This window comes from Streptomyces sp. NPDC007088 (assembly GCF_042869355.1).
Taxonomy (GTDB): Bacteria; Actinomycetota; Actinomycetes; order Streptomycetales; family Streptomycetaceae; genus Streptomyces.
The window spans coordinates 78,609-98,629 of record NZ_JBIAFO010000016.1 but is presented as its reverse complement, the minus strand read 5'-3'; the positions used below and the strand labels follow the sequence as shown (position 1 = coordinate 98,629).

The 20,021-nt window shown below is 68.7% G+C and carries 18 protein-coding genes; 10 read left to right on the top strand and 8 right to left on the bottom strand.

Annotation, left to right across the window (positions count from 1 at the left end; genetic code table 11):
- Window positions 1-35: 35 nt before the first annotated feature.
- Both dnaN and dnaA read right to left on the bottom strand, forming a co-directional pair.
- Entirely contained in the window at window positions 36-1,166 is a 1,131-nt protein-coding gene (gene dnaN / locus ACFYMP_RS23785; protein ID WP_363145253.1) for a DNA polymerase III subunit beta, read from the bottom strand.
- A 1,163-nt stretch (window positions 1,167-2,329) separates the two neighbouring features.
- Complete coding sequence (gene dnaA / locus ACFYMP_RS23780; RefSeq protein ID WP_388861169.1) at window positions 2,330-4,324, bottom strand: chromosomal replication initiator protein DnaA; 1,995 nt, start codon at window positions 4,322-4,324, stop codon at window positions 2,330-2,332.
- Between the two features lie 592 nt (window positions 4,325-4,916).
- On the opposite strand from dnaA, the gene rpmH reads away from it, so the two are divergent.
- The 9 genes from rpmH (at window position 4,917) to ACFYMP_RS23735 (ending at window position 12,232) form a co-directional block, all read left to right on the top strand.
- Window positions 4,917-5,054, top strand: coding sequence for a 50S ribosomal protein L34 (gene rpmH, locus ACFYMP_RS23775; protein WP_003975051.1), 138 nt, complete (start codon window positions 4,917-4,919; stop codon window positions 5,052-5,054).
- Window positions 5,055-5,075: 21 nt separating this feature from the next.
- Complete coding sequence (rnpA, locus tag ACFYMP_RS23770) at window positions 5,076-5,447, top strand: ribonuclease P protein component (protein WP_388861166.1); 372 nt, start codon at window positions 5,076-5,078, stop codon at window positions 5,445-5,447.
- Window positions 5,444-5,821, top strand: coding sequence for a membrane protein insertion efficiency factor YidD (yidD, locus tag ACFYMP_RS23765; protein ID WP_363145249.1), 378 nt, complete (start codon window positions 5,444-5,446; stop codon window positions 5,819-5,821). The genes rnpA and yidD overlap by 4 nt, the downstream gene beginning before the upstream one ends.
- Window positions 5,822-5,824: 3 nt before the next feature.
- Entirely contained in the window at window positions 5,825-7,129 is a 1,305-nt protein-coding gene (gene yidC, locus ACFYMP_RS23760; protein ID WP_388861163.1) for a membrane protein insertase YidC, read from the top strand.
- A gap of 15 nt (window positions 7,130-7,144) precedes the next feature.
- The gene (locus ACFYMP_RS23755) at window positions 7,145-7,672 is read left to right on the top strand and encodes a protein jag (RefSeq protein ID WP_388861160.1); all 528 of its coding nucleotides are present in this window, start codon (window positions 7,145-7,147) and stop codon (window positions 7,670-7,672) included.
- Window positions 7,673-7,875: 203 nt separating this feature from the next.
- Complete coding sequence (gene rsmG, locus ACFYMP_RS23750; RefSeq protein WP_388861157.1) at window positions 7,876-8,592, top strand: 16S rRNA (guanine(527)-N(7))-methyltransferase RsmG; 717 nt, start codon at window positions 7,876-7,878, stop codon at window positions 8,590-8,592.
- 550 nt (window positions 8,593-9,142) lie between these two features.
- Entirely contained in the window at window positions 9,143-10,222 is a 1,080-nt protein-coding gene (locus tag ACFYMP_RS23745; RefSeq protein ID WP_388861326.1) for a ParA family protein, read from the top strand.
- Window positions 10,219-11,337, top strand: coding sequence for a ParB/RepB/Spo0J family partition protein (locus ACFYMP_RS23740; protein ID WP_388861154.1), 1,119 nt, complete (start codon window positions 10,219-10,221; stop codon window positions 11,335-11,337). The genes ACFYMP_RS23745 and ACFYMP_RS23740 overlap by 4 nt, the downstream gene beginning before the upstream one ends.
- A gap of 277 nt (window positions 11,338-11,614) precedes the next feature.
- Entirely contained in the window at window positions 11,615-12,232 is a 618-nt protein-coding gene (locus ACFYMP_RS23735; RefSeq protein WP_388861151.1) for a GNAT family N-acetyltransferase, read from the top strand.
- A 215-nt stretch (window positions 12,233-12,447) separates the two neighbouring features.
- Here ACFYMP_RS23735 and trxA read toward each other — a convergent pair whose 3' ends face one another.
- The 3 genes from trxA to ACFYMP_RS23720 all read right to left on the bottom strand — a co-directional run bounded on the left by trxA (window position 12,448) and on the right by ACFYMP_RS23720 (window position 14,270).
- Window positions 12,448-12,792: a thioredoxin gene (trxA, locus tag ACFYMP_RS23730; RefSeq protein ID WP_363145242.1), complete on the bottom strand. Its 345-nt coding sequence runs from the start codon at window positions 12,790-12,792 to the stop codon at window positions 12,448-12,450.
- Window positions 12,793-12,838: 46 nt separating this feature from the next.
- Window positions 12,839-13,831, bottom strand: a complete 993-nt coding sequence (gene trxB, locus ACFYMP_RS23725) for a thioredoxin-disulfide reductase (RefSeq protein WP_388861147.1) — start codon at window positions 13,829-13,831, stop codon at window positions 12,839-12,841.
- Window positions 13,832-14,069: 238 nt separating this feature from the next.
- Window positions 14,070-14,270: a hypothetical protein gene (locus ACFYMP_RS23720; protein ID WP_388861144.1), complete on the bottom strand. Its 201-nt coding sequence runs from the start codon at window positions 14,268-14,270 to the stop codon at window positions 14,070-14,072.
- A gap of 436 nt (window positions 14,271-14,706) precedes the next feature.
- Between ACFYMP_RS23720 and ACFYMP_RS23715 the strand changes: the two genes are divergently transcribed.
- The gene (locus ACFYMP_RS23715; RefSeq protein WP_388861141.1) at window positions 14,707-14,934 is read left to right on the top strand and encodes a hypothetical protein; all 228 of its coding nucleotides are present in this window, start codon (window positions 14,707-14,709) and stop codon (window positions 14,932-14,934) included.
- Between the two features lie 148 nt (window positions 14,935-15,082).
- Here ACFYMP_RS23715 and sigM read toward each other — a convergent pair whose 3' ends face one another.
- The 3 genes from sigM to murJ all read right to left on the bottom strand — a co-directional run bounded on the left by sigM (window position 15,083) and on the right by murJ (window position 20,015).
- Entirely contained in the window at window positions 15,083-15,889 is an 807-nt protein-coding gene (gene sigM, locus ACFYMP_RS23710; RefSeq protein WP_388861138.1) for an RNA polymerase sigma factor SigM, read from the bottom strand.
- 21 nt (window positions 15,890-15,910) lie between these two features.
- Window positions 15,911-17,638 carry a protein kinase family protein gene (locus ACFYMP_RS23705; RefSeq protein WP_388861135.1) on the bottom strand — a complete coding sequence of 576 codons (1,728 nt, stop codon included), beginning with the start codon at window positions 17,636-17,638 and terminating at the stop codon, window positions 15,911-15,913.
- 109 nt (window positions 17,639-17,747) lie between these two features.
- Window positions 17,748-20,015 carry a murein biosynthesis integral membrane protein MurJ gene (gene murJ / locus ACFYMP_RS23700; protein WP_388861132.1) on the bottom strand — a complete coding sequence of 756 codons (2,268 nt, stop codon included), beginning with the start codon at window positions 20,013-20,015 and terminating at the stop codon, window positions 17,748-17,750.
- Window positions 20,016-20,021 lie beyond the last annotated feature (6 nt).

Sequence of the window (20,021 nt, the reverse complement as noted above, 5' to 3'; positions counted from 1 at the left end):
AGCCTACTGCGGGAGGGCCACGCACACCTGTGGGCTCAGCCGCTCAGGCGTACCGGCATGATCAGGTACTTGTAGGCGTCGTCCGCCTCGGCGTCCACCGCCGGGCGGCCGCTCAGCAGGGCGGGCTTCGTCGAGGTGGTGAAGGCGAGCTGGGCCACCGGCGAGTCGATCGCGCTCAGGCCGTCCAGCAGGAAGGTCGGGTTGAAGGCGATCGAGATGTCGTCACCCTCCAGCTGGGCGTCGACGCGCTCCACAGCCTGTGCGTCGTCGCTGGAGCCGGCCTCCAGGATCAGGACGCCCTGCTCGAAGCTCAGCCGCACCGGCGTGTTGCGTTCGGCGACCAGGGCGACGCGCTTGACGGCCTCCACGAAGGGGGCCGTCTCGATCACGGCGACCGAGTTGAACTCCGTCGGGAACAGCGTGCGGTACTTCGGGAGGTCGCCCTCCAGCAGCCGGGTGGTGGTCCTGCGCCCGGCGCCCTCGAAGCCGATCAGTCCCTCGCCCGAGCCGGTGCCGGACAGCGCGATCGTGACGCTGTCACCGCTGGTCAGCGACTTGGCGGTGTCCAGCAGGGTCTTGGCGGGGACGAGCGCCACGGCCGAGATGTCGGCCTCCTCGGGCTTCCACAGGAACTCGCGGACCGCGAAGCGGTAGCGGTCGGTGGAGGCCAGGGTGACGGTGTCGCCCTCGATCTCGATGCGCACACCGGTGAGCACCGGGAGGGTGTCGTCACGACCGGCGGCGATGGCCACCTGCGCGGCGGCGGAGGCGAAGACGTCACCGGGGACGGTGCCCGTCGCCGAGGGCATCTGCGGGAGCGCCGGGTACTCCTCCACCGGCAGCGTGTGCAGCGTGAACCGCGAGGATCCACAGCTGACCGTCGCCCGTACACCGTCTGTGGAAATCTCCACGGGCCGGTTGGGGAGGGCGCGGCAGATGTCGGCGAGCAGCCGGCCGGAGACGAGGACGGTGCCCTCCTCCTCGGTCTCCGCCTCGACCGAGACCCGCGCCGAGACCTCGTAGTCGAAGCCGGAGAGGCTCAGCGTGCCCTCCTCCGCCTTCAGCAGCAGGCCCGCGAGCACGGGGGCCGGAGGGCGAGCCGGGAGGCTGCGTGCCGCCCAGGCCACTGCCTCCGCGAGTACATCGCGTTCCACCCGGATCTTCACCTGAGCCCGCCTCCTGCTTGTTGCTGGCTGTCTGTGCCCTGCTCGGTCTTCGTCGGTGGTGTCCGAGAGCCCCGGGAGGGGAAGGACACCGGGGACCAGTCTGACGCACCGCACCGACACTCGGTGCGCTCGGCCGTCAAATCGCCCGGGGAGCCCTCGACGCTCCGGAGGGCGAGTTGTGCACAGGACCCACTTCGAAACGGATTCCCAGCTAACTCTAGGTGGGAGTAGTAGTAGGGGCTGTGGATACCGTGGATAACCCCGTTTCCGCAGCTCAGGAGCTGTTTTTTATCCACCGTGCCTGTGGGCGGAACCGGTGGAGAACCCCCGGTAACTGTGGACGGACGAAAGTTGTGCACATCGCGTCCCCAGGTAACCCCCGGTTGTCCCCAGCACCGTCCCCAGCTTTCCGACGGTTTCCCACAGCCCCTTCCCGCCCCCTGATGTGACGGCTTTCACTCGCGTCGGTGACAGGGGGTGTTGTGTTGCCGAACAGTGGACAGCGCTGTGGAGAAGCTGTGCACAACCCGGTCCCACCTGTGGGCAGCCTCCCAACGTCGGTGGACAACGCCGATCACGTCCTGGGGACAGAATCTTTCTCCACAGCCTGTGGATAACCTTTTTCCACGAATCCACACCCACCTGACCTGCTTCGACTGTCCACGCACAGCCTGACCTGTGGACAGTTTCTGGACAACTTCCCGGTCCCCAGGGTGTGGAGGGAAAAAAGTTGGCACATCTGTGGAGAACCCCCGTGACCTGCGCCGGAATCGAACGGTCTGAACGGCTGTCCCCAGGTGTGCACGGTGGACGAGGACGGCGGACGCGCCTCTGAAACGTCGTCGGGGGGCGTGAACCGGGCCCGATGAGGCGTCCGACGGTGCGCTCACGGCAGCTCCTGACGGCGCGTGGGGGTCCGGGCAGGCCATCGGGCGGCGCGGGGTGGCAAGAAGTCAGTGAGAAAGAAGATCAGTGAGAAGGGGAGAAGCGCGTTCGCGCGGGCCGCACCGCGCCCCCGGGAGCGGTGCGGCGGGGCGCGACGAAGAGGCACAGGGAGGGAGCGAGACGGCGGCCAGGAGGGGCGGCGCGCGAGCGCACGGAACGCCGCAGGGCGCGGGCCGCAACGGCCCGCGCCCTGCCGACTGGTGGCGGTTCCCGCGCCGTCAGCCGTTCTTGATGCGGTTGGTCAGCTCCGTGACCTGATTGTAGATGGAGCGGCGTTCCGCCATCAGCGCGCGGATCTTCCGGTCCGCGTGCATGACCGTCGTATGGTCCCTGCCGCCGAACTGCGCCCCGATCTTCGGCAGGGAGAGGTCCGTCAGCTCACGGCACAGGTACATGGCGATCTGCCGCGCCGTCACCAGCACCCGGCTGCGCGAGGAACCGCACAGGTCGTCCACCGTCAGACCGAAGTAGTCCGCGGTCGCCGCCATGATGGCCGGCGCCGTGATCTCCGGCGAGGCGTCCTCACCACCCGGGATCAGGTCCTTGAGAACGATCTCGGTCAGTCCGAGGTCCACCGGCTGCCGGTTGAGGGAGGCGAACGCGGTGACCCGGATCAGCGCCCCTTCGAGCTCCCTGATGTTCCGCGAGATCCGCGAGGCGATGAACTCCAGCACCTCCGGCGGGGCGTTGAGCTGCTCCTGGACCGCCTTCTTGCGGAGGATCGCGATGCGCGTCTCCAGCTCCGGCGGCTGCACATCGGTGATGAGCCCCCACTCGAAGCGGTTGCGCAGCCGGTCCTCCAGCGTCACGAGCTGTTTGGGCGGACGGTCGGAGGACAGCACGATCTGCTTGTTCGCGTTGTGCAGCGTGTTGAAGGTGTGGAAGAACTCCTCCTGCGTCGACTCCTTGTCCGCGAGGAACTGGATGTCGTCGACCAGCAGGATGTCCATCTCCCGGTACCGCTTGCGGAAGCTGTCGCCCTTCCCGTCGCGGATCGAGTTGATGAACTCGTTGGTGAACTCCTCGGAACTCACGTACCGCACCCGGGTCCCCGGGTACAGGCTGCGCGCGTAGTGCCCGATCGCGTGCAGCAGGTGCGTCTTGCCGAGCCCGGACTCGCCGTAGACGAACAGCGGGTTGTACGCCTTCGCGGGGGCCTCGGCGACGGCGACGGCCGCCGCGTGCGCGAAGCGGTTGGAGGCCCCGATCACGAAGGTGTCGAAGAGGTACTTGGGGTTCAGCCGGGCGGTCGGCTCCCCCGGCCCCGTCGCCGGGGCGGGCTGCGCCGCGAGCGGCCCCGGGGCGCCGCTCGGGGTGGGCATCTGGACCCCGGCGGGCCCCCGGTGCCGGCCGGGGCCTCCGCGCCCGGCCTCCCCGCGGTCCGCGCGCGGGTCCCGCTGCTCCTCGTACGGCCGCGCGTAGTCGGCGCCCGGCCGGTCCTGACGGTCGTGCCGGTCCTGTCGTCCGTACTCGGGCCGCTGCTCCTCGTACCCGCGCCCCTGTTCCTCGAAGGACCGGGGCTGCTCCTCGTACCCGCGCTGCTCGTACGGAGAGCGTTCGGCGCCGGACTGGCGGTAGTCGTGGCCCGAGTGGCCGGGCAGGGAGGGAGGGGAGGCGTACGGATCGTGTTCGGGGTAGCCCAGCCGCTGCTGCTGCCAGCCGTAGTCCTCGTGCGGCCGGGGCCAGCCGCCCGGCGCCTGCGGTTCGTGCCGCTGGTAGTCGGGGTACGCGGGGCGCGCCGTCGGCTGGTCGCCGCCCTGATCGGGGCGGCCGCCGCCCTCCGGCCTGCCGGAGGGCCCCTCCTCGGAGGGCTGCCTGCGGCCGTAGCCGTAGTCGCGCCCTTGCTCCTCGTAGCGCTGCGGTTCCTCGTAGCGCTGGTTCTCCTCGTACCGCGGGGGCGACGGCTGGGACGCGGGCGGCGGATCGCCCATCGAGTCGTCGACCGTGATCGCGATCCGGATGGGCCGGCCGCACTCGCGGCTCAGCGTCTCGCTGACCACCGGGGCGAGCCGGCCCTCCAGGACACCCTTGGCGAACTCGTTGGGCACCGCGAGCAGCGCGGTGTCGGCGACCAGCGCCAGCGGCTGACAGCGCCTGATCCAGTGCTCGTCCTTCGCCTCGACTCCTTGCGGGCGGCCGTCCCGGCCCTCCCCGAGCAGCTGTTCCACCACTCGCGGCCACACTGCGGCAAGATCGGCGGGTACATCAGCCACAGGGCACGCTCTCTCACGGGGGTTCCGGGCACTGCGGGCAGTGGGTCCGGGACGGATTTCAGAAACGACCGGAAAACATCAGAAGGCAGCGAACAGACAGGAAGCGGGGGACGAGCAGAGAAGGACAAGGCAAGACGTGGTTCGGCGAAACTGCGGTCGGAGGGACACAGGGCGGCATTCGCGCGGTGGGCGCGGCGTGTCCGGGGCGGTCGGCGGAGGTCGGCTGGGACCACGGAGTCACCCGAGGGTGACGGCGAGGCGAAGGACGTACGAGTCCAGTCCAGCCACGGTAGTCAGGGCGGCCAGTGCGGTTCAAGTTGTTGTCCACAGCCTGTGCACAGTGTCCACCACGTCCAGCGGGTTTGACCGAGGGACCCGGCCGCGCGTACCGTGGCGAGGTCGAGTTGTCGATGGCTGCTGCCGCCTGCCTCCGATGGGCATAGATCGCGTCCGAACTCCCGGCTCCAGCGAGCCGCAGGGTCACGGGTGATCGGGAAGCGGTGCACTCGGGCGTTGAGCGAGCTACTCGTGGGCGCACGGTGACAGCCAGGTCCGGCACCCCGCCACCACCGATCTTCTCTGGAGCCCCCGAGTGAGCAAGCGCACCTTCCAGCCGAACAACCGTCGTCGTGCCAAGACCCACGGTTTCCGCCTGCGTATGCGTACCCGTGCCGGCCGCGCCATCCTGGCGACCCGCCGCAGCAAGGGTCGCGCCCGCCTGTCCGCCTGATCTCGTACAGGTCATGACGTCGTGCTGCCTTCTGACAACAGGCTGAGGCGGCGCGAGGAATTCTCGACCGCAGTACGCCGAGGACGCCGAGCGGGTCGCTCCCTTCTCGTTGTCCATCTACGCAGCGGTTCCACGGACCCGCACGCCACCGGGGAGAACTCTCTCCCGGTGCGTGCGGGTTTCGTCGTCAGCAAAGCGGTCGGCAACGCCGTGGTCCGTACGTCGGTGAAGCGCAAGCTACGTCACCTCGTGCGGGACCGGCTCTCCCAGTTCCCCCCCGGTAGCCTGGTAGTGGTACGCGCGTTGCCCGGGGCGGGCGACGCCGACCACGCACAACTGGCCCGAGACCTCGACGCCGCCCTCGCGCGGTTGCTGGGAGGGGGCAAGAGATGAAGTACCCGCTGCTCGCGCTGATCAAGCTCTACCAGTGGACCATCAGCCCGCTGCTCGGGCCGGTGTGCAAGTACTACCCGTCGTGCTCCCACTACGGCTTCACCGCCATCGACCGCCACGGCGCGGTCAAGGGGACGGCGCTCACCGCGTGGCGCATCCTCCGCTGCAACCCCTGGTCGCTCGGTGGAGTCGATCACGTACCGCAGCGCAAGCGTCCACGATGGCACGAAGCGCTGCGCACCGCCTGGCGTGCCCGCAAGGGCGGTCCCGCCGCCGACAGCTCGCCCACCGAGGGCGGTGCCCCGGCCGGGGTCAGTGCCCCGGACTCTCCCAGCCCGGTCGCCGAGACCCCGTCCCACGCTCAAGGAGCCTGATTAGTGGACAGCATTGCCAGTTTGTTCAGCTTCATCACGACACCCGTCTCGTGGGTCATCGTGCAGTTCCACACGCTGTACGGATGGATCTTCGGTCCGGACACGGGCTGGGCCTGGGGCCTGTCCATCGTGTCGCTGGTGGTGCTCATCCGTATCTGCCTGGTCCCGCTCTTCGTGAAGCAGATCAAGGCGACCCGGGCGATGCAGACTCTCCAGCCCGAGATGAAGCGCATCCAGGAGCGCTACAAGAGCGACAAGCAGCGACAGTCCGAAGAGATGATGAAGCTGTACAAGGAGTCGGGCACCAACCCGCTCTCCTCGTGCCTTCCGATCCTCGCGCAGTCGCCGTTCTTCTTCGCCCTGTACCACGTGCTCGACGGCATCGCCTCGAACAAGCAGATCGGGGTCATCAACGGCGATCTGCTGGCCTCGGCGCAGAAGGCACACATCTTCGGCGCCCCCCTGGCCGCGAAGTTCACCACCAGCGCGGACAAGGTCGAGCAGCTCGGCGCCTCGCTGACGGACGTGCGCGTCGTCACGATCATCATGATCGTCCTGATGTCGTTCTCGCAGTTCTTCACGCAGCGCCAGCTGATGACGAAGAACGTCGACACCTCCGTGAAGACGCCGTTCATGCAGCAGCAGAAGATGCTGATGTACGTCTTCCCCGTGATGTTCGCCGTGTTCGGCATCAACTTCCCCGTCGGTGTCCTCGTCTACTGGCTGACCACCAACGTGTGGACCATGGGCCAGCAGATGTACGTGATCCGGCAGAACCCGACGCCCGGCTCCAAGGCCCAGGCCGCGTTCCTGGAGCGTCTGCTCAAGCACGTCTCGCACACCGGCAAGATCCGCAACAAGCGTGAGCGCGGCGCCGTGAAGGCCATCGTGGCCAAGGGCCGCGAGCGCAACGAGGCGGAGCGCAAGTTCATCAACGGGCTCACCAAGGCGGGGCTCGCCGCCCAGGCCGACGGCACCATCCAGAAGAGCGAGAGCTCCGTCGCCACGGTGGAGGGCGAGGACGGCACTCCGGGCGCCGGCGGCGCCCCGCGTCGGCAGCAGCCGAAGCGGCAGAGCAAGTCGCAGCGCCAGTCCACGGTCGGCACCGCGGGTACGGGCTCCGACGCCGCGGGCGCCAAGCCCTCGCTGGAGAAGAAGGACAGCGGTAAGCCCGCGCAGGGCTCAGCCGCCAAGGGCAAGCCGACGTCGGGCGGCGGGAGCAGCAAGTCCGCGTCGGGTAACGCAGGCCAAGCCAAGTCGGGGCAGCGCAAGGGTCCACAGCGGCCCAAGCACCCGTCCAAGAAGTAAGAAGGAGCCCAGCCCGTGACGGAAGGCACCACCTCCGCCGTCCCTGAGGAAGCCACCATCGATGGTGGCGACTCCCTCACCCGTCTCGAACAGGAAGGGGAGATCGCAGCGGACTACCTTGAGGGTCTGCTCGACATCGCCGACCTCGACGGCGACATCGACATGGATGTCGAGGCCGACCGCGCCGCCGTGTCGATCGTCAGCGACGTCAGCAGCCGCGATCTCCAGAAGCTCGTGGGCCGGGACGGAGAGGTGCTGGAGGCTCTGCAGGAGCTGACGCGTCTGGCTGTCCACCGGGAGACCGGCGATCGCAGCCGGCTGATGCTGGACATCGCCGGCTACCGGGCCGGGAAGCGGCAGGAGCTGACCGAACTGGGGGTCCGGGCCGCCGAGGAGGCCAGGGACTCCGGTGAGCCGGTCCGCATGAAGCCGATGTCGCCCTTCGAGCGCAAGGTCGTGCACGACGCGGTGAAGGCGGCGGGCCTGCGCAGTGAGTCCGAGGGCGAGGAGCCGCAGCGGTTCGTCGTCGTCCTGCCCGCCTGAACCGGCAGCCGCCCCGGTGGACCCGCGTCCACCGGAGCCGACCGGAGTAAGCGCCCCGGCCCCGTCTGTTCTCAGACGGGGCCGGTCTGTGTGGGGCATCCCCACGGATGCCATGCATGATCACTGAAGCTGTTCAGCAAGTGAGCGCCCCGAGGCGGGTCCTCGGCGGGCGCTCCCCATCGCGGTACGGAAGGACGGTCCCCGTGACGGAGGCAGCACAGCTCCCCCCGGCCCCGGAGGAAGCCAGGAAGGTGTTCGGTGAGCGCTTCGCCGATGCGGTGCGCTACGCGGAACTGCTCGCGGACGCGGGGGTGCGGCGTGGGCTCATCGGTCCGCGCGAGGTCCCTCGGCTGTGGGAGCGCCACCTCCTCAACTGCGCGGTGCTCTCCGAGGTCGTTCCCGAAGGGGTCACGGTCTGCGATGTGGGCTCCGGGGCGGGACTGCCCGGCATCCCCCTGGCGCTCGTACGGACCGATCTGCGGATCACCCTCCTGGAGCCTCTGCTGCGGCGGACCACGTTCCTCACCGAGGTCGTGGAGCTCCTGGGCCTGGACCACGTGACCGTGGTGCGCGGCCGGGCCGAGGAGGTCCTCGGCACGCTCCCGCCGGTCCACGTGGTCACCGCCCGCGCCGTCGCCCCCCTGGACCGGCTCGCGGCCTGGGGCGTTCCGCTCCTGCGTCCCTACGGGGAGATGCTGGCGCTCAAGGGCGACACGGCGGAGGAAGAGGTGAAGAACGCGGGCGCGGCCCTCAGCAAGCTGGGCGCCGTGCGGGCCTCGGTGGTCCAGGTCGGTGAGGGCCTCGTGGACCCGCTCTCCACCGTGGTCCGTGTCGAGGTGGGCGAGAGCCCGGGTGGGGTGCGCTTCGCAGCGAAGAGGGCCAAGGCCGCCCGCACCGGCAGGGCCCGACGCCGCCGTTGAGTAGAAGAGAGCTGCGGTGCCGACAGCGGGAACAGGGGACTGGGGGCGGGGGAACCGGAGGGCCGGCTCGCCGGGAGCTGTGGTGCGGCGAGGCGGGGGCACCTTGCTGTGCCCGGTCCTCCGCCGCGCGGGCGCGGACGGCCGGTCGGCGGGCGCGGGCGGTCGGTCGGCGGACGACCGCCCGGTCGCCCGACTCCGGCGGATTGGTGCCTGAGCTGTCCTGGTGAGGGCGCTGGGCCATCCCGGCGATACTCGTTGATCCGATGCGGGGGCAGCGCCGACCGACGGGTGTACTCCAGCCAAGCTGCGGGGGTGCGCCCGTCGGAGTGTCTCCCGTCCAGTACGGACCGTGCTCGGCATCGTGTTTCACGTGAAACGTCGCTCACTACTGCAGGGCATCATCAGCCGCGGTCGCACAGCGGCAGATCCGCGTGACCGCAAGCCCCTGGGGAAAACCCCGCGGAAGTCCCCCGAAAGAGGGGCGGGTTTTTCCACTAGGGCACGTTCATCCACAGAAGACAGGGCCTCGCTGGTTCACGACCCCGATGGCATGGCAGGCTCTGTGCATCGCGAGCCTGAAGCCGAGGAGAGTGAATCCTTGCGGTCCGACGCCCATACCGCAGGACCGATGACCGAACCGGTCCCCGGTCCCCGCACTGAATCGAGGGACGATGTTTCACGTGAAACATTGCCCCCGGTAGACGACAACCCCACCGATCCAGCTGCCGCACCCACTGCTGCGGACTCCTTGGGACGCGCCGGCGGTGGCCTGCCACGTCCCGAGCGCACCCGGATCATGGTGGTGGCCAACCAGAAGGGCGGGGTCGGGAAGACCACCACCACGGTCAACCTCGCCGCCTCGCTCGCCCTGTTGGGGTCCAGAGTCCTGGTGATCGACCTTGATCCGCAGGGCAATGCGTCCACAGCACTCGGAATCGATCATCATGCCGATGTCCCTTCCATCTACGACGTCCTGGTGGAGAGCAAGCCGCTCTCCGAGGTCGTCCAGCCGGTCACCGATGTCGAGGGACTCTTCTGCGCTCCTGCCACGATCGACCTGGCTGGCGCGGAAATTGAACTCGTGTCACTTGTGGCCAGGGAGAGCCGTCTCCTTCGGGCCATCGAGTCCTACGAGCAGCCGCTGGACTACATCCTCATCGACTGTCCTCCATCCCTCGGCCTCCTGACGGTGAACGCACTGGTGGCCGGTGCGGAGGTGCTGATCCCCATTCAGTGCGAGTACTACGCGCTGGAGGGTCTGGGGCAGCTGCTGCGCAATGTGGATCTGGTGCGAGGGCATCTGAACCCGAGCCTGCACGTGTCCACCATCCTGCTGACGATGTACGACGGCAGGACCCGGCTCGCATCGCAGGTCGCCGACGAGGTACGCAGCCACTTCGGCGAGGAGGTGCTGAGGACCAGCATCCCGCGATCCGTGCGGATCTCGGAGGCTCCGAGCTACGGACAGACCGTACTGACCTACGACCCGGGCTCCAGCGGCGCACTCTCCTACTTCGAAGCGGCGAAGGAGATCGCTCTGCGCGGAGTGGGGGCGCGTTACGACTCGACCTACACCCACGCCGTGGGTGCAGCGACTGACCAGCACAAGATGGTGGAGGGGACACAGTGAGTGAACGACGAAGGGGGCTCGGCCGGGGGCTGGGTGCGCTGATCCCGGCAGCGCCCACCGGCGAGAAGGCGGGCCCGTCCACAAACCACGGCGGGCCCCGGGTGCCCGCCGCCGCCGGCCCTGTGATGGTGGCGGAGCGTGGAGTGGCCGCGGCCAAGGTGGCTGGGCTCTCTGACAGCGATGTTTCACGTGAAACATCGACACCCGCTGAGGAGAGCGGCCTTCCTCCGGCGCCCCTGGGTGCGCACTTCGCCGAGATCCCGATCGACGAGATCAAGCCCAATCCGCGCCAGCCGCGACAGATCTTCGACGACGAGGCACTGGCGGAGCTGGTCATCTCCATCAAGGAGGTGGGGCTGCTCCAGCCGGTCGTCGTGCGCCAGGTGGCGGATGCCGAGTACGAGCTGATCATGGGGGAGAGGCGTTGGAGGGCCAGCCGGGAAGCCGGGCTGGAGGCGATCCCCGCGATCGTGCGCGCCACCGAGGACGACAAGCTTCTCCTCGACGCCCTTCTGGAAAACCTGCATCGGGCACAACTGAACCCCTTGGAAGAGGCGGCAGCCTACGATCAGCTTCTCCAGGACTTCAACTGCACGCACGACCAGCTCGCGGACCGCATCGGCCGCTCGCGGCCCCAGGTGACCAACACGCTGAGGTTGCTCAAGCTCTCCCCTTCGGTACAGAAGAAGGTCGCGGCGGGGGTGCTCTCCGCCGGACACGCGCGGGCACTGCTGTCGGTGGAGGACACCGAGGAACAGGACCGGCTCGCTCATCGGATCGTGGCCGAAGGGCTCACGGTGCGCGCTGTCGAAGAGATCCTGCACCTCATGCGTTCACGGCCCAAGAGCAGCGTCCGCGCCAAGGGTCCTCGTGCGGGCGGGCGTATCGCGCCGGCCCTGACCGAACTCGCTGACCGTCTCTCCGACCGTTTCGAAACGCGCGTCAAAGTGGACCTGGGCCAGAAGAAGGGGAAGATCGTCGTTGAGTTCGCCTCGATGGATGATCTCCAGCGCATCCTTGGTTCCCTCGCGCCGGGCGAAGGCCCTGTCCTCGCCGCCGGTGAGGCGGAGAAGAACGACGGGGAGAACGACACCGAGGAGAACAACGAAGCCTGAGCCGCTCTTTGCCCTCTCGCGGTATCGACCCGATCGCATCGTGGATACGATGCGATCGGGTCTTGGCTTATCACCTGATGGAGTCGGTGAGCGAGGCGTCGGGGACGAGCAGTCGCGACACGACGTTCCGCCGGCCCCAGGTGTGATGCCGCAGTAGGTGTCCTCGGAGTGCTACGCCGGAGGGCTCGGGAAGAAGCGTCGTCGGCAGCCGCTCGGAGAACGGGACGCTCTGTCACTCGCCTTAGAGCGTCGGCCGAGGAAGTGAGGAACAGCCTTCATGGGGCGTCGGCTCGTACCGCTCACACTCGACAACCTCACCGACCTTCCCGCCCCCTGTCAGGGATGTGTCTTCTGGGAACTGGACCCCGTTCGCGGGGAGGCCGCGGTGCGGCACGGTAACGCTCCCTCCGAGAAGGAGTCCTGGATTTCGGCTGTGCTGCTGGAGTGGGGCTCCTGCGGCCGGGTGATCTACGTGGACGAGGTGCCGGCAGGCTTCGTGATGTACGCGCCGCCGGACTACGTGGCTCGCTCCACGGCTTTTCCCACGAGTCCGGTGAGCCCGGATGCCGTGCAGCTCATGACCGCCCGGATCAACCCGGAGTTCCAGGGGCAGGGACTGGGACGCGTACTCGTGCAGACCGTCGCCAAGGACCTCCTGCGACGCCACTTCAAAGCGATCGAGGTCTTTGGGGAGGCTCGCTGGGAGAAGCCGGCCTGTCTGCTCCCCGCGGACCATCTCTTGTCGGTGGGGTTCAAAACAGTGCGCCCTCATCCCGTGCACCCCCGGCTGCGTCTGGAACTGCGCACCACGCTCTCCTGGAAGGAAGACATGGAGATCGCGCTCGACCGTCTCCTCGGCGTTGTCCAGAAGGAACCCTCCCTGCGGCCGCTCTGAAGCTGAGATGCGTGCGGGAAGGGCGTGGACGTGCGGCAGAGGAAGTCGCTTCCAGGGAAGTCCCTGCACGGGGAAGCGAGGCACAACAGGGGGTTCAGAAGAACGGAAAGGGGCTGCCCGTCTGGGGCAGCCCCTGATGTTTCACGTCAAACATCGCTCTGATGTTTCACGTGAAACATTGGTACGACGTACGTGTCGCCGTTCTGCGCGATCGGTCAGGCGGTCTTGGCGTCTCCGATGAAGCCGTCAAGGTCACGCAGGATCGCGGCCTTCGGCTTGGCTCCGACGATCGTCTTGGCGACCTCGCCGCCCTGGTAGACGTTGAGGGTCGGGATCGACATGACGCCGTACTTGGCCGCGATCGCCGGGTTCTCGTCGATGTTGAGCTTGACGACCTCGATCTGTCCCTCGTACTCGGCGGCGATGGCCTCCAGGGAAGGGGCGATCTGGCGGCAGGGACCGCACCAAGCGGCCCAGAAGTCCACCAGTACGGGCTTGTCGTTCTTCAGGACGTCCTGCTCGAAGCTGTCGTCCGTCACGTTCTTGAGATTGCCGGCCACAGCGGGCTCCTTCATTGCTTGGTGGTGCGGTCGGGGTAGGAAGAGGTCAGACGGAGGCGGTCTGCTCGGCCGAAGGGGTCTTCTCCGGCTCGGGAATCTCCTCCGTGTCGGAGAGAGCGGCCAGGTAGCGCTCAGCGTCCAGAGCGGAGGAGCACCCGGTCCCGGCAGCCGTGATCGCCTGGCGGTAGGTGTGGTCCACGACATCGCCGGCGGCGAAGACACCGGTGACGTTGGTGCGGGTGGAGGGCGCCTCGACGCGGAGATAGCCCTCGTCGTCCAGGTCGAGCTGTCCCCTGAACAGGTCGGTGCGCGGGTCGTGGCCGATAGCGATGAACAGACCCGTGACCGGAAGCTCGGAGGTCTCACCCGACCTGAGATTCCGCAGAGTCAGGTGCGAGAGCTTCTGCTCTCCGTGGATCTCGGCGACCTCGCTGTCCCAGACGAACTTGATCTTCGGGTCGGCGAAGGCGCGCTCCTGCATGGCCTTGGAGGCCCGCAGCGTGTCACGGCGGTGCACGATGGTCACGGACTTGGCGAACCGGGAGAGGAAGGTCGCCTCCTCCATCGCGGTGTCGCCACCACCGATCACGGCGATGTCCTGGTCCTTGAAGAAGAAGCCGTCACAGGTGGCGCACCAGGAGACGCCGCGTCCGGACAGCTCGTCCTCCTTCGGGAGGCCGAGCTTGCGGTGCTGCGAGCCCGTCGTCACGATCACGGCCTTGGCGCGGTGCACCGTGCCCGTGGTGTCGGTGACGGTCTTGATCTCGCCCGTCAGGTCGACCGAGACGACATCGTCGGGGATCAGCTCAGCACCGAAGCGCTCTGCCTGCGCCCGCATGTTGTCCATCAGCTCGGGACCCATGATCCCGTCCTGGAAGCCGGGGAAGTTCTCCACCTCCGTGGTGTTCATGAGTGCCCCACCGGCTGTCACTGCGCCCTCGAACACCAGCGGCTTGAGCGACGCACGGGCGGTGTACAGCGCCGCGGTGTAACCGGCGGGCCCCGAGCCAATGATGATCACGTTTCGCACGTCGCTCACGGCTTGATTCCTCGTCTCTGCCGACTGCTTCCTACTGCCTTCAGGAGGCTTTCTCAAGCCTCCTGTTCCACCCAACCGATCCTACGGGGCCCACATTCCCGGTAAGCCCTTGCCTTACGGGCTCCGATCCGCACGCGCCGGTGCTCGTAGGCCGCGCCGGACCGGCCCTCGGAACGCGGACCGGTTCAGACGCGCCGAGGCGCTGTGGGGGACCGCCGTTCCGAGGTAGTCCGTGCGGTCAGTGCCGCACGTAGGACGTGGTGAGCAGGACCTCCCCGGGCGCACTCGTGCGGTCCTGTACGCAGGACGCGTCCACGACGTAGGCGGCGACCCGCGTGGCATCGGCGGGGTAGGGCAACAACACGAGGTAAGCGCCGTGGCCGCGGTAGGTGCCCTCGTCCACGGCCAGGGCGGTCTCGCTGCGGCCGATACCGGCCATGACGCATGAGGGAGCCTGGGGCGTCAGAGCCCGTAGAGGCGTGTTGCCGACCGTTCCCGTCTCGGGAGCCTGATCGGGCTTCTTGGGGCTGCCACTCGAAGCTGTGCCGGTTGGACTGCTACCGCTGCCGTCCGGATTCGTCTTCCGTGGGGCGGACTCACGCAGCATCGAGTTGACTCGCGAGTGCAGGGACCGGCCGGAGAACAACGGGCTCTGCGCGGAAGACCGCCCCGCGGAGGGCTCGTCACTGCTTGTGAGTGACGTGACAAGGATGGACCCGAAGCCAAGCGCGGCAGCCGCCACGCCGCCGATGGCCAGGCGACGACGGCGACGACGGGCGGACGGATGAGCGCCGAGCCTTGCCCTTCCGGGGCCGGGGCTGCCGGGACGGCTCATGTCGACGTCACGGCCGTGAGTACGCGAAGCGCTCTGAGACGTGGTCGACGACAGCGATGTTTCACGTGAAACATCGCTGTCGGAGGAGGGGCATGTTTCACGTGAAACATCGACGGTGGAAGAGTCCGATGTTTCACGTGAAACATCGGGCCTGATCCGTCCCGTCTTCAGGGCGGAGAAGCTCTCTGCCGCGATCGCTGCCTCGATCCGAGCCGATACGTCGGTCGGCATCGGCGGGGGCGCGGGGAGGGCGCCGAGCATGCTCTGAATGTCGATGAGAGAGGAATGCACCTCCGCGCAGGCGGAGCAGTCGGACAGATGCGCCTGGAGGAGGGCGGCGCGCCCGGCCGACAGAAGACCCTCCGCGAGATCTGCGATCTCCTCGACCTCGGGGTGCTGGGTCGCGTCGGCCGTCGTCACGTTCGTCCACCTCCGTCATCCGCCGTGTCTGGGTCCTCGGTGTCTGCCTGCGATGGGACGGAAGTCCTGCTGAGCCGGTTCCCTCCAGAGGTGTCCGGGTCGGCCCTCCCGTGGTCCCTTCTTTCCCGCGCTGCCGGCGAGGGGCGGGGTGCGGGGGGCTGCGTGTTCTCGCGCCTTGTCTTCCTCCTGGGCGTCTCCGCGTCCTCGCTCGGCGTGTTCACATGAGTGGGAAGCGGACGGAGATGGGCCAGGAGCAGCTGGAGCCGTGCCCGGCCTCGGGCGCAGCGGCTCTTGACGGTGCCGACCGCGACATCAAGGATGCGGGCGGCCTCCGCCACCGGGTACCCCTGCATGTCGACGAGTACCAGAGCGGCCCGTTGCTCGGCCGGGAGGGCGTTCAGCGCGGCGAACAGCTCACGGTGCAGATCGTTGCGCTCGGCGGGAGCCTCAGCCGATTCGTGGGGGTCGAGCAACTCCTCCAGGCGGCGGGTGTCGTCGAGTGGAGACGTCTTACGGGAAGCCGCTTTACGGGCTCGGTCGAGGCAGGCGTTCACAGTGATGCGGTGCAGCCACGTGGTGACGGCTGATTGGCCCCGGAAGGTATGGGCTGCCCGGTAGGCCGAGACGAGAGCGTCCTGAACCGCGTCCGCCGCCTCCTCGCGGTCCCCCAGCGTGCGCAGGGCCACGGCCCACAGGCGGTCACGGTGGCGGCGGACCAGCTCGGCGAAGGCATCCGCTTCACCGGCCACGTGACGGGAGAGGAGGGAGTGATCGCTGACGCCGTCGTAACGGTCCTCGTCCACCGTCCCCCTCCCGCCCGGTCGTCAGCCCGTGAACTTCACGTCGGTGATCGCCTGCTTGTACCCGGGCTTGCTGTACTCGTCGAGGCCGGATCGGGGCATGGCGGTGATCCACATGACCACGTAGCGGGATTTCACCGGCTTCTTGACCTTGATGGCGGCGGTGTCACCGTTCGTCGTGGTGCTCGCGATCTTGTCCATGGAGGAGAGCGGAGCGGAGGACGAGAGGGAGTCCGCGGCGTAGAGGGAGATCGTCGTGTGATCGCCCTGGTAGCGAAGCCCTATCGACGCCGTGGAGATTTCCTTCTCCGAGCCGAGGTCGTAGACGATGCCGAGCCCCTTCTTGAAGGCCGGGTTCATGTCCGGGCCGTCGTTGAAGGACTTGGTACGCCAGTAGGTGTCGCTCTTCCCGTCATAGGTGAGCCCCACGTCGGCCGGGTGCTGAGGCCGGTTGTCGGGGTAGTACTCGGCGGCACCGGCGATCTTCAGGGGATGAACGGCTGCCGCCGCCTTCTTGCCGGTGTCCTCGGTCGTCGTCTGGTTCCCGCTGCTCGCGTGGCTCTGCTTCCCGTGGTCGCCCTCCATCAGGGCGTCCGCGAGCTGCCAGCTGCCGAGGCCGAGCGCCACGATCAGCAGAGCGGAAACTCCCCACTTCAGAGCTCGGCCGGTGCGGCTCTGCAGCGGGGCCGGCGGGGCCGGCGGCGGGGTGACGCCGCCGGGGACGGCGGACGGCCGTCCGTAGGAACCCTGCTGGTACGTAGTGTTCTGGTACTCCGGAGGGGCCGCGTAGGTCGGCTCCGGAGGGCGTACCCGCGGCATCTCCGCGACGGCCTTCACGAGTTCCGCCGCGGTCGTGCAGGGCTGCTCCTGCCGCGAGGCTGTCGCCCCCTTGTTGACGAGAGCGCGCATCGAGAGTTCGGACAGGCCGCGGTGCACCCCGGCCCGTACCTGATCGGGCGGGATGAGGCCGACGCCCTTGGGGAGTCCGGACAGGCCGTAGGCGTCCTCCTCGTACGGCCACCGCTGGGTCAACGAGGCGTAGAGGAGAGCGCCGATCGCCTCGGTGTCGGTGCGTTCGGGTTCGTCAGAGGTCACTCCGCGCAGTGCCGCGTTGACCGCGAGCCCACGCACCCGGTACTGCCCGGTCGAGGTGCGCAGCACGGCACCCGGGTTCAGCCGCAGATGGGCGAGGTCGGCGCTGTGGGCCGCCGCCATGGCCTCGGAGACCTGGCAGACGAGTTCGTACGCCTCGTGGGCCTCCAGGGGCCCCGAGGCGAGTACGGTCGTCAGTTCGGTGGCGTCGGGCAGCCACTCGTGGACGACGTAGACGAGATTGTTCTCCTCGACGGCGTCGAGGACCTGGACGAACCGGGGGTCGGTCAGCAGCGCCGTCGAGCGAGCGGCGGCGAGGACCGCGCGGGCCCGGGGGTGGCCGGCGGGCAGCAGGTGGACGCCGACGGCCCGACGCAGCTTCTCGTCGACCGCCCGCCAGCTGCTGAAGCCGTCGAGCCGGGTGACGCACTCCTCCAGCCGGTAGCGCTTGGCGAGCTTGTGGCCACTGTGCAGCTCCGGTGGAGCGGCGGGCTTCGTGGCCTCTGCGTCCCCTTCGCTGTCCGGTGCGTCTTCGTGGGCAGTGCCCCCTTGGGGGGTACCGGCCTCCTCGTCGGCCGTGGCATCGTCCGCCTTCGCGGTCAGCGGTGCGTCACCGCTGTCTTGTGCCACGTCGACGGCAGACGTGCTGCGATCCGCCACCGTCGTCCCTGCCTCCCCATCCGTTGCGCGCCCTGCGGCGCCGAACCCAATTGTGCCCACAGACCGACGCTATGCACGACACACAGCGGCTGCCGAAGGTTGTGTGAGGTCAGCGCCCGAGCCGTCCGCGCACCATACCGATCATGGAATTCAGCTCCGCGATCCGCATCCGTCGAGCGGCGACGTAGAAGACCCCGAGCAGGGCCACCGCGCCCACCACCAAGGCCACCAGCGAGCCGCCGGCCCCGTTGCCCAGCGCCTTCAGTACGGCGTAGGCGATGCCCCCGCCGACCAGGGCGGCGGGAATCGAGGCGCCGATCAACCGGGCGTAGGTGCGCAGGACGTGGGCACCGTCCAGATCACCGTCCAGCCGCTTGCGCAGCCGTCGCCAGGCGACGCCGACGCCGACCACGTAGGCGAGCCCGTAAGAGGCCGCCATACCCACGACTGCCCAGCGATCGGGAAGAAACACGAAGCACAGGGCCGAGGCGGCCGCGTTGGTGACCGCCACGATGACCGTGTTGTAGAACGGCGTGCGCGTGTCCTCGTAGGCGTAGAAGCCGCGCAGGACGACGTACTGCACGGAGTAGGGGATCAGTCCCAGAGCGAAGCCCATGAGGGTGAAGCCGATACTGCGTGCGCCCTCCGCGCCGGAGCCGGCGTACAGGAGCATCGTCATGGGGACGCCCAGGGCCAGGAACGCGAAGGCGCACGGGACGATCGCCACGGCCGAGGTGCGCAGGCCGTAGGAGATGTCGTCGCGCACCGCCGAGGCGTCCCCGTCGGCCGCCGAACGTGAGATCCGGGGCAGGACGGCGGTCATCACGGAGACGGTGATGATGGCCTGCGGCATCTGCCACAGGAGCAGCGCGTAGTTGTAGGCCGTGATGCCGGTGCCGGTGTAGCCGTGCTTGTCGGCGTTGGACCCGGCCCAGGTGGCGAGCTGAGTGACCACGATCATGCCGAGCTGGTTGGCCAGCACGAACAGGAAGGTCCACTTCGCGAGTCCGACGGCCTTGCCCAGGCCGTGGCCGCGCCAGTCGAAGCGCAGACGCGGCTTGAAGCCCGCGTCCCGCAGGTAGGGGAGCATCGCCAGCGCCTGCACGGTGAGTCCCAGCAGGGTGCCGATGCCCAGCAGGCGTACGCCGTCAGGGGTGACGTTCCCGGCGTCGACCCCCGAGGAGGTGAAGCCGCCGAAGACCCAGATAAAGGCGCCGAAGGTGGCGATGACGATGACGTTGTTGAGGACCGGCGTCCACATCATGGCGCCGAAACGGCCGCGCGCGTTGAGGATCTGGCCGAGCACGACGTGCACACCCATGAAGAACATCGTGGGCAGGCAGTACCGCGCGAAGGCGACCGCGACATCCATCTGCTCCGGGTTGTCCGCGATCTTCGTGGACATCAGCCGGATGAACAGCGGCGCGGCCAGGACACAGACGATGGTCACGGCCGCCATCAGCGTGACCACGAGGGTCAGGAGCCGGTTCGCGTACGCCTCGCCGCCGTCGTCGTCGTTCTTCATCGCCCGCACGAGCTGCGGAATGAAGACGGCGTTGAGGGCGCCACCGCCGACGAGGACGTAGATCATCGTCGGGAGGGTGTTGGCGACCTGATAGGTGTCGTTGAGCGTGCCGACGCCGATGGCGGCGGCGATCACGAGGGTGCGCAGGAAGCCGGTGAGCCGGGAGACGATCGTGCCCGCGGCCATCAGCGCGCTGGACTTCAGGAGACTCGTCGCACGGTTGGTCTTCGCGGGGGCGACCGCAGGCGCTTCGGGGGCCGCGGCCGCCGGTGTGGGGCCGCTGGGCGGCTCACCGCCTGCCTGCTGGTCGCGGTACAGGTGCGCGAACGCGTCCTGGCCGCCCTGTCCCGGACCCGGCGGCGGTCCCGACACGAGGTCGGCGGCCCCGACGAACCGCGTGGTGCGGGGGTCCTCGTACGGCTGCTGCGGCGCGGGGCCCTCCGGCCCGGCCGCGGGATTCCGTGCCCAGACCCGCGGATCGGGGTGGTGGGCCGCGGCGGGGGGCTGAGCGCGGAGCCGCTGTGTGTCCTGGTGGGGGGGCGGGGGCTGGGTCGCCGGGTCGTAGTACGCCCCGGTCACCGGGTCCTGCGGATAGGGACTCTGCGCGCCGTACGGCTGCTCCGGTGCCCCGTAGGGCTCCTGCGCGTCGTACGGATTCTGCCTGCCGTACGGGTTCTGGTAGCGGGCCCGGGGGTCAGGGGTATCACGTCGGAAAGCGTCCTGCTGGTGCTGGTCGGGCCTGGGGGCATGCGGGGGCCACGGCTGTCCGTCGTCGTCCCCCGGCGGGACCTGTCCGCCCGGGGCGGGGCCACCTGCGCCCTGCCCACGGTCACCGTCGTACGGCGCGTTCATGGATTA

What these genes read in the sequence shown, in the direction of transcription:
- yidD (WP_363145249.1), top strand. Translation starts at nt 5,444, where the DNA reads ATGAAGTACCCGCTGCTCGCGCTGATCAAGCTCTACCAGTGGACCATC.
- ACFYMP_RS23745 (WP_388861326.1), top strand. Translation starts at nt 9,143, where the DNA reads ATGGCAGGCTCTGTGCATCGCGAGCCTGAAGCCGAGGAGAGTGAATCC.
- ACFYMP_RS23735 (WP_388861151.1), top strand. Translation starts at nt 11,615, where the DNA reads ATGGGGCGTCGGCTCGTACCGCTCACACTCGACAACCTCACCGACCTT.
- ACFYMP_RS23720 (WP_388861144.1), bottom strand. Translation starts at nt 14,270, where the DNA reads ATGGCCGGTATCGGCCGCAGCGAGACCGCCCTGGCCGTGGACGAGGGC.
- murJ (WP_388861132.1), bottom strand. Translation starts at nt 20,015, where the DNA reads ATGAACGCGCCGTACGACGGTGACCGTGGGCAGGGCGCAGGTGGCCCC.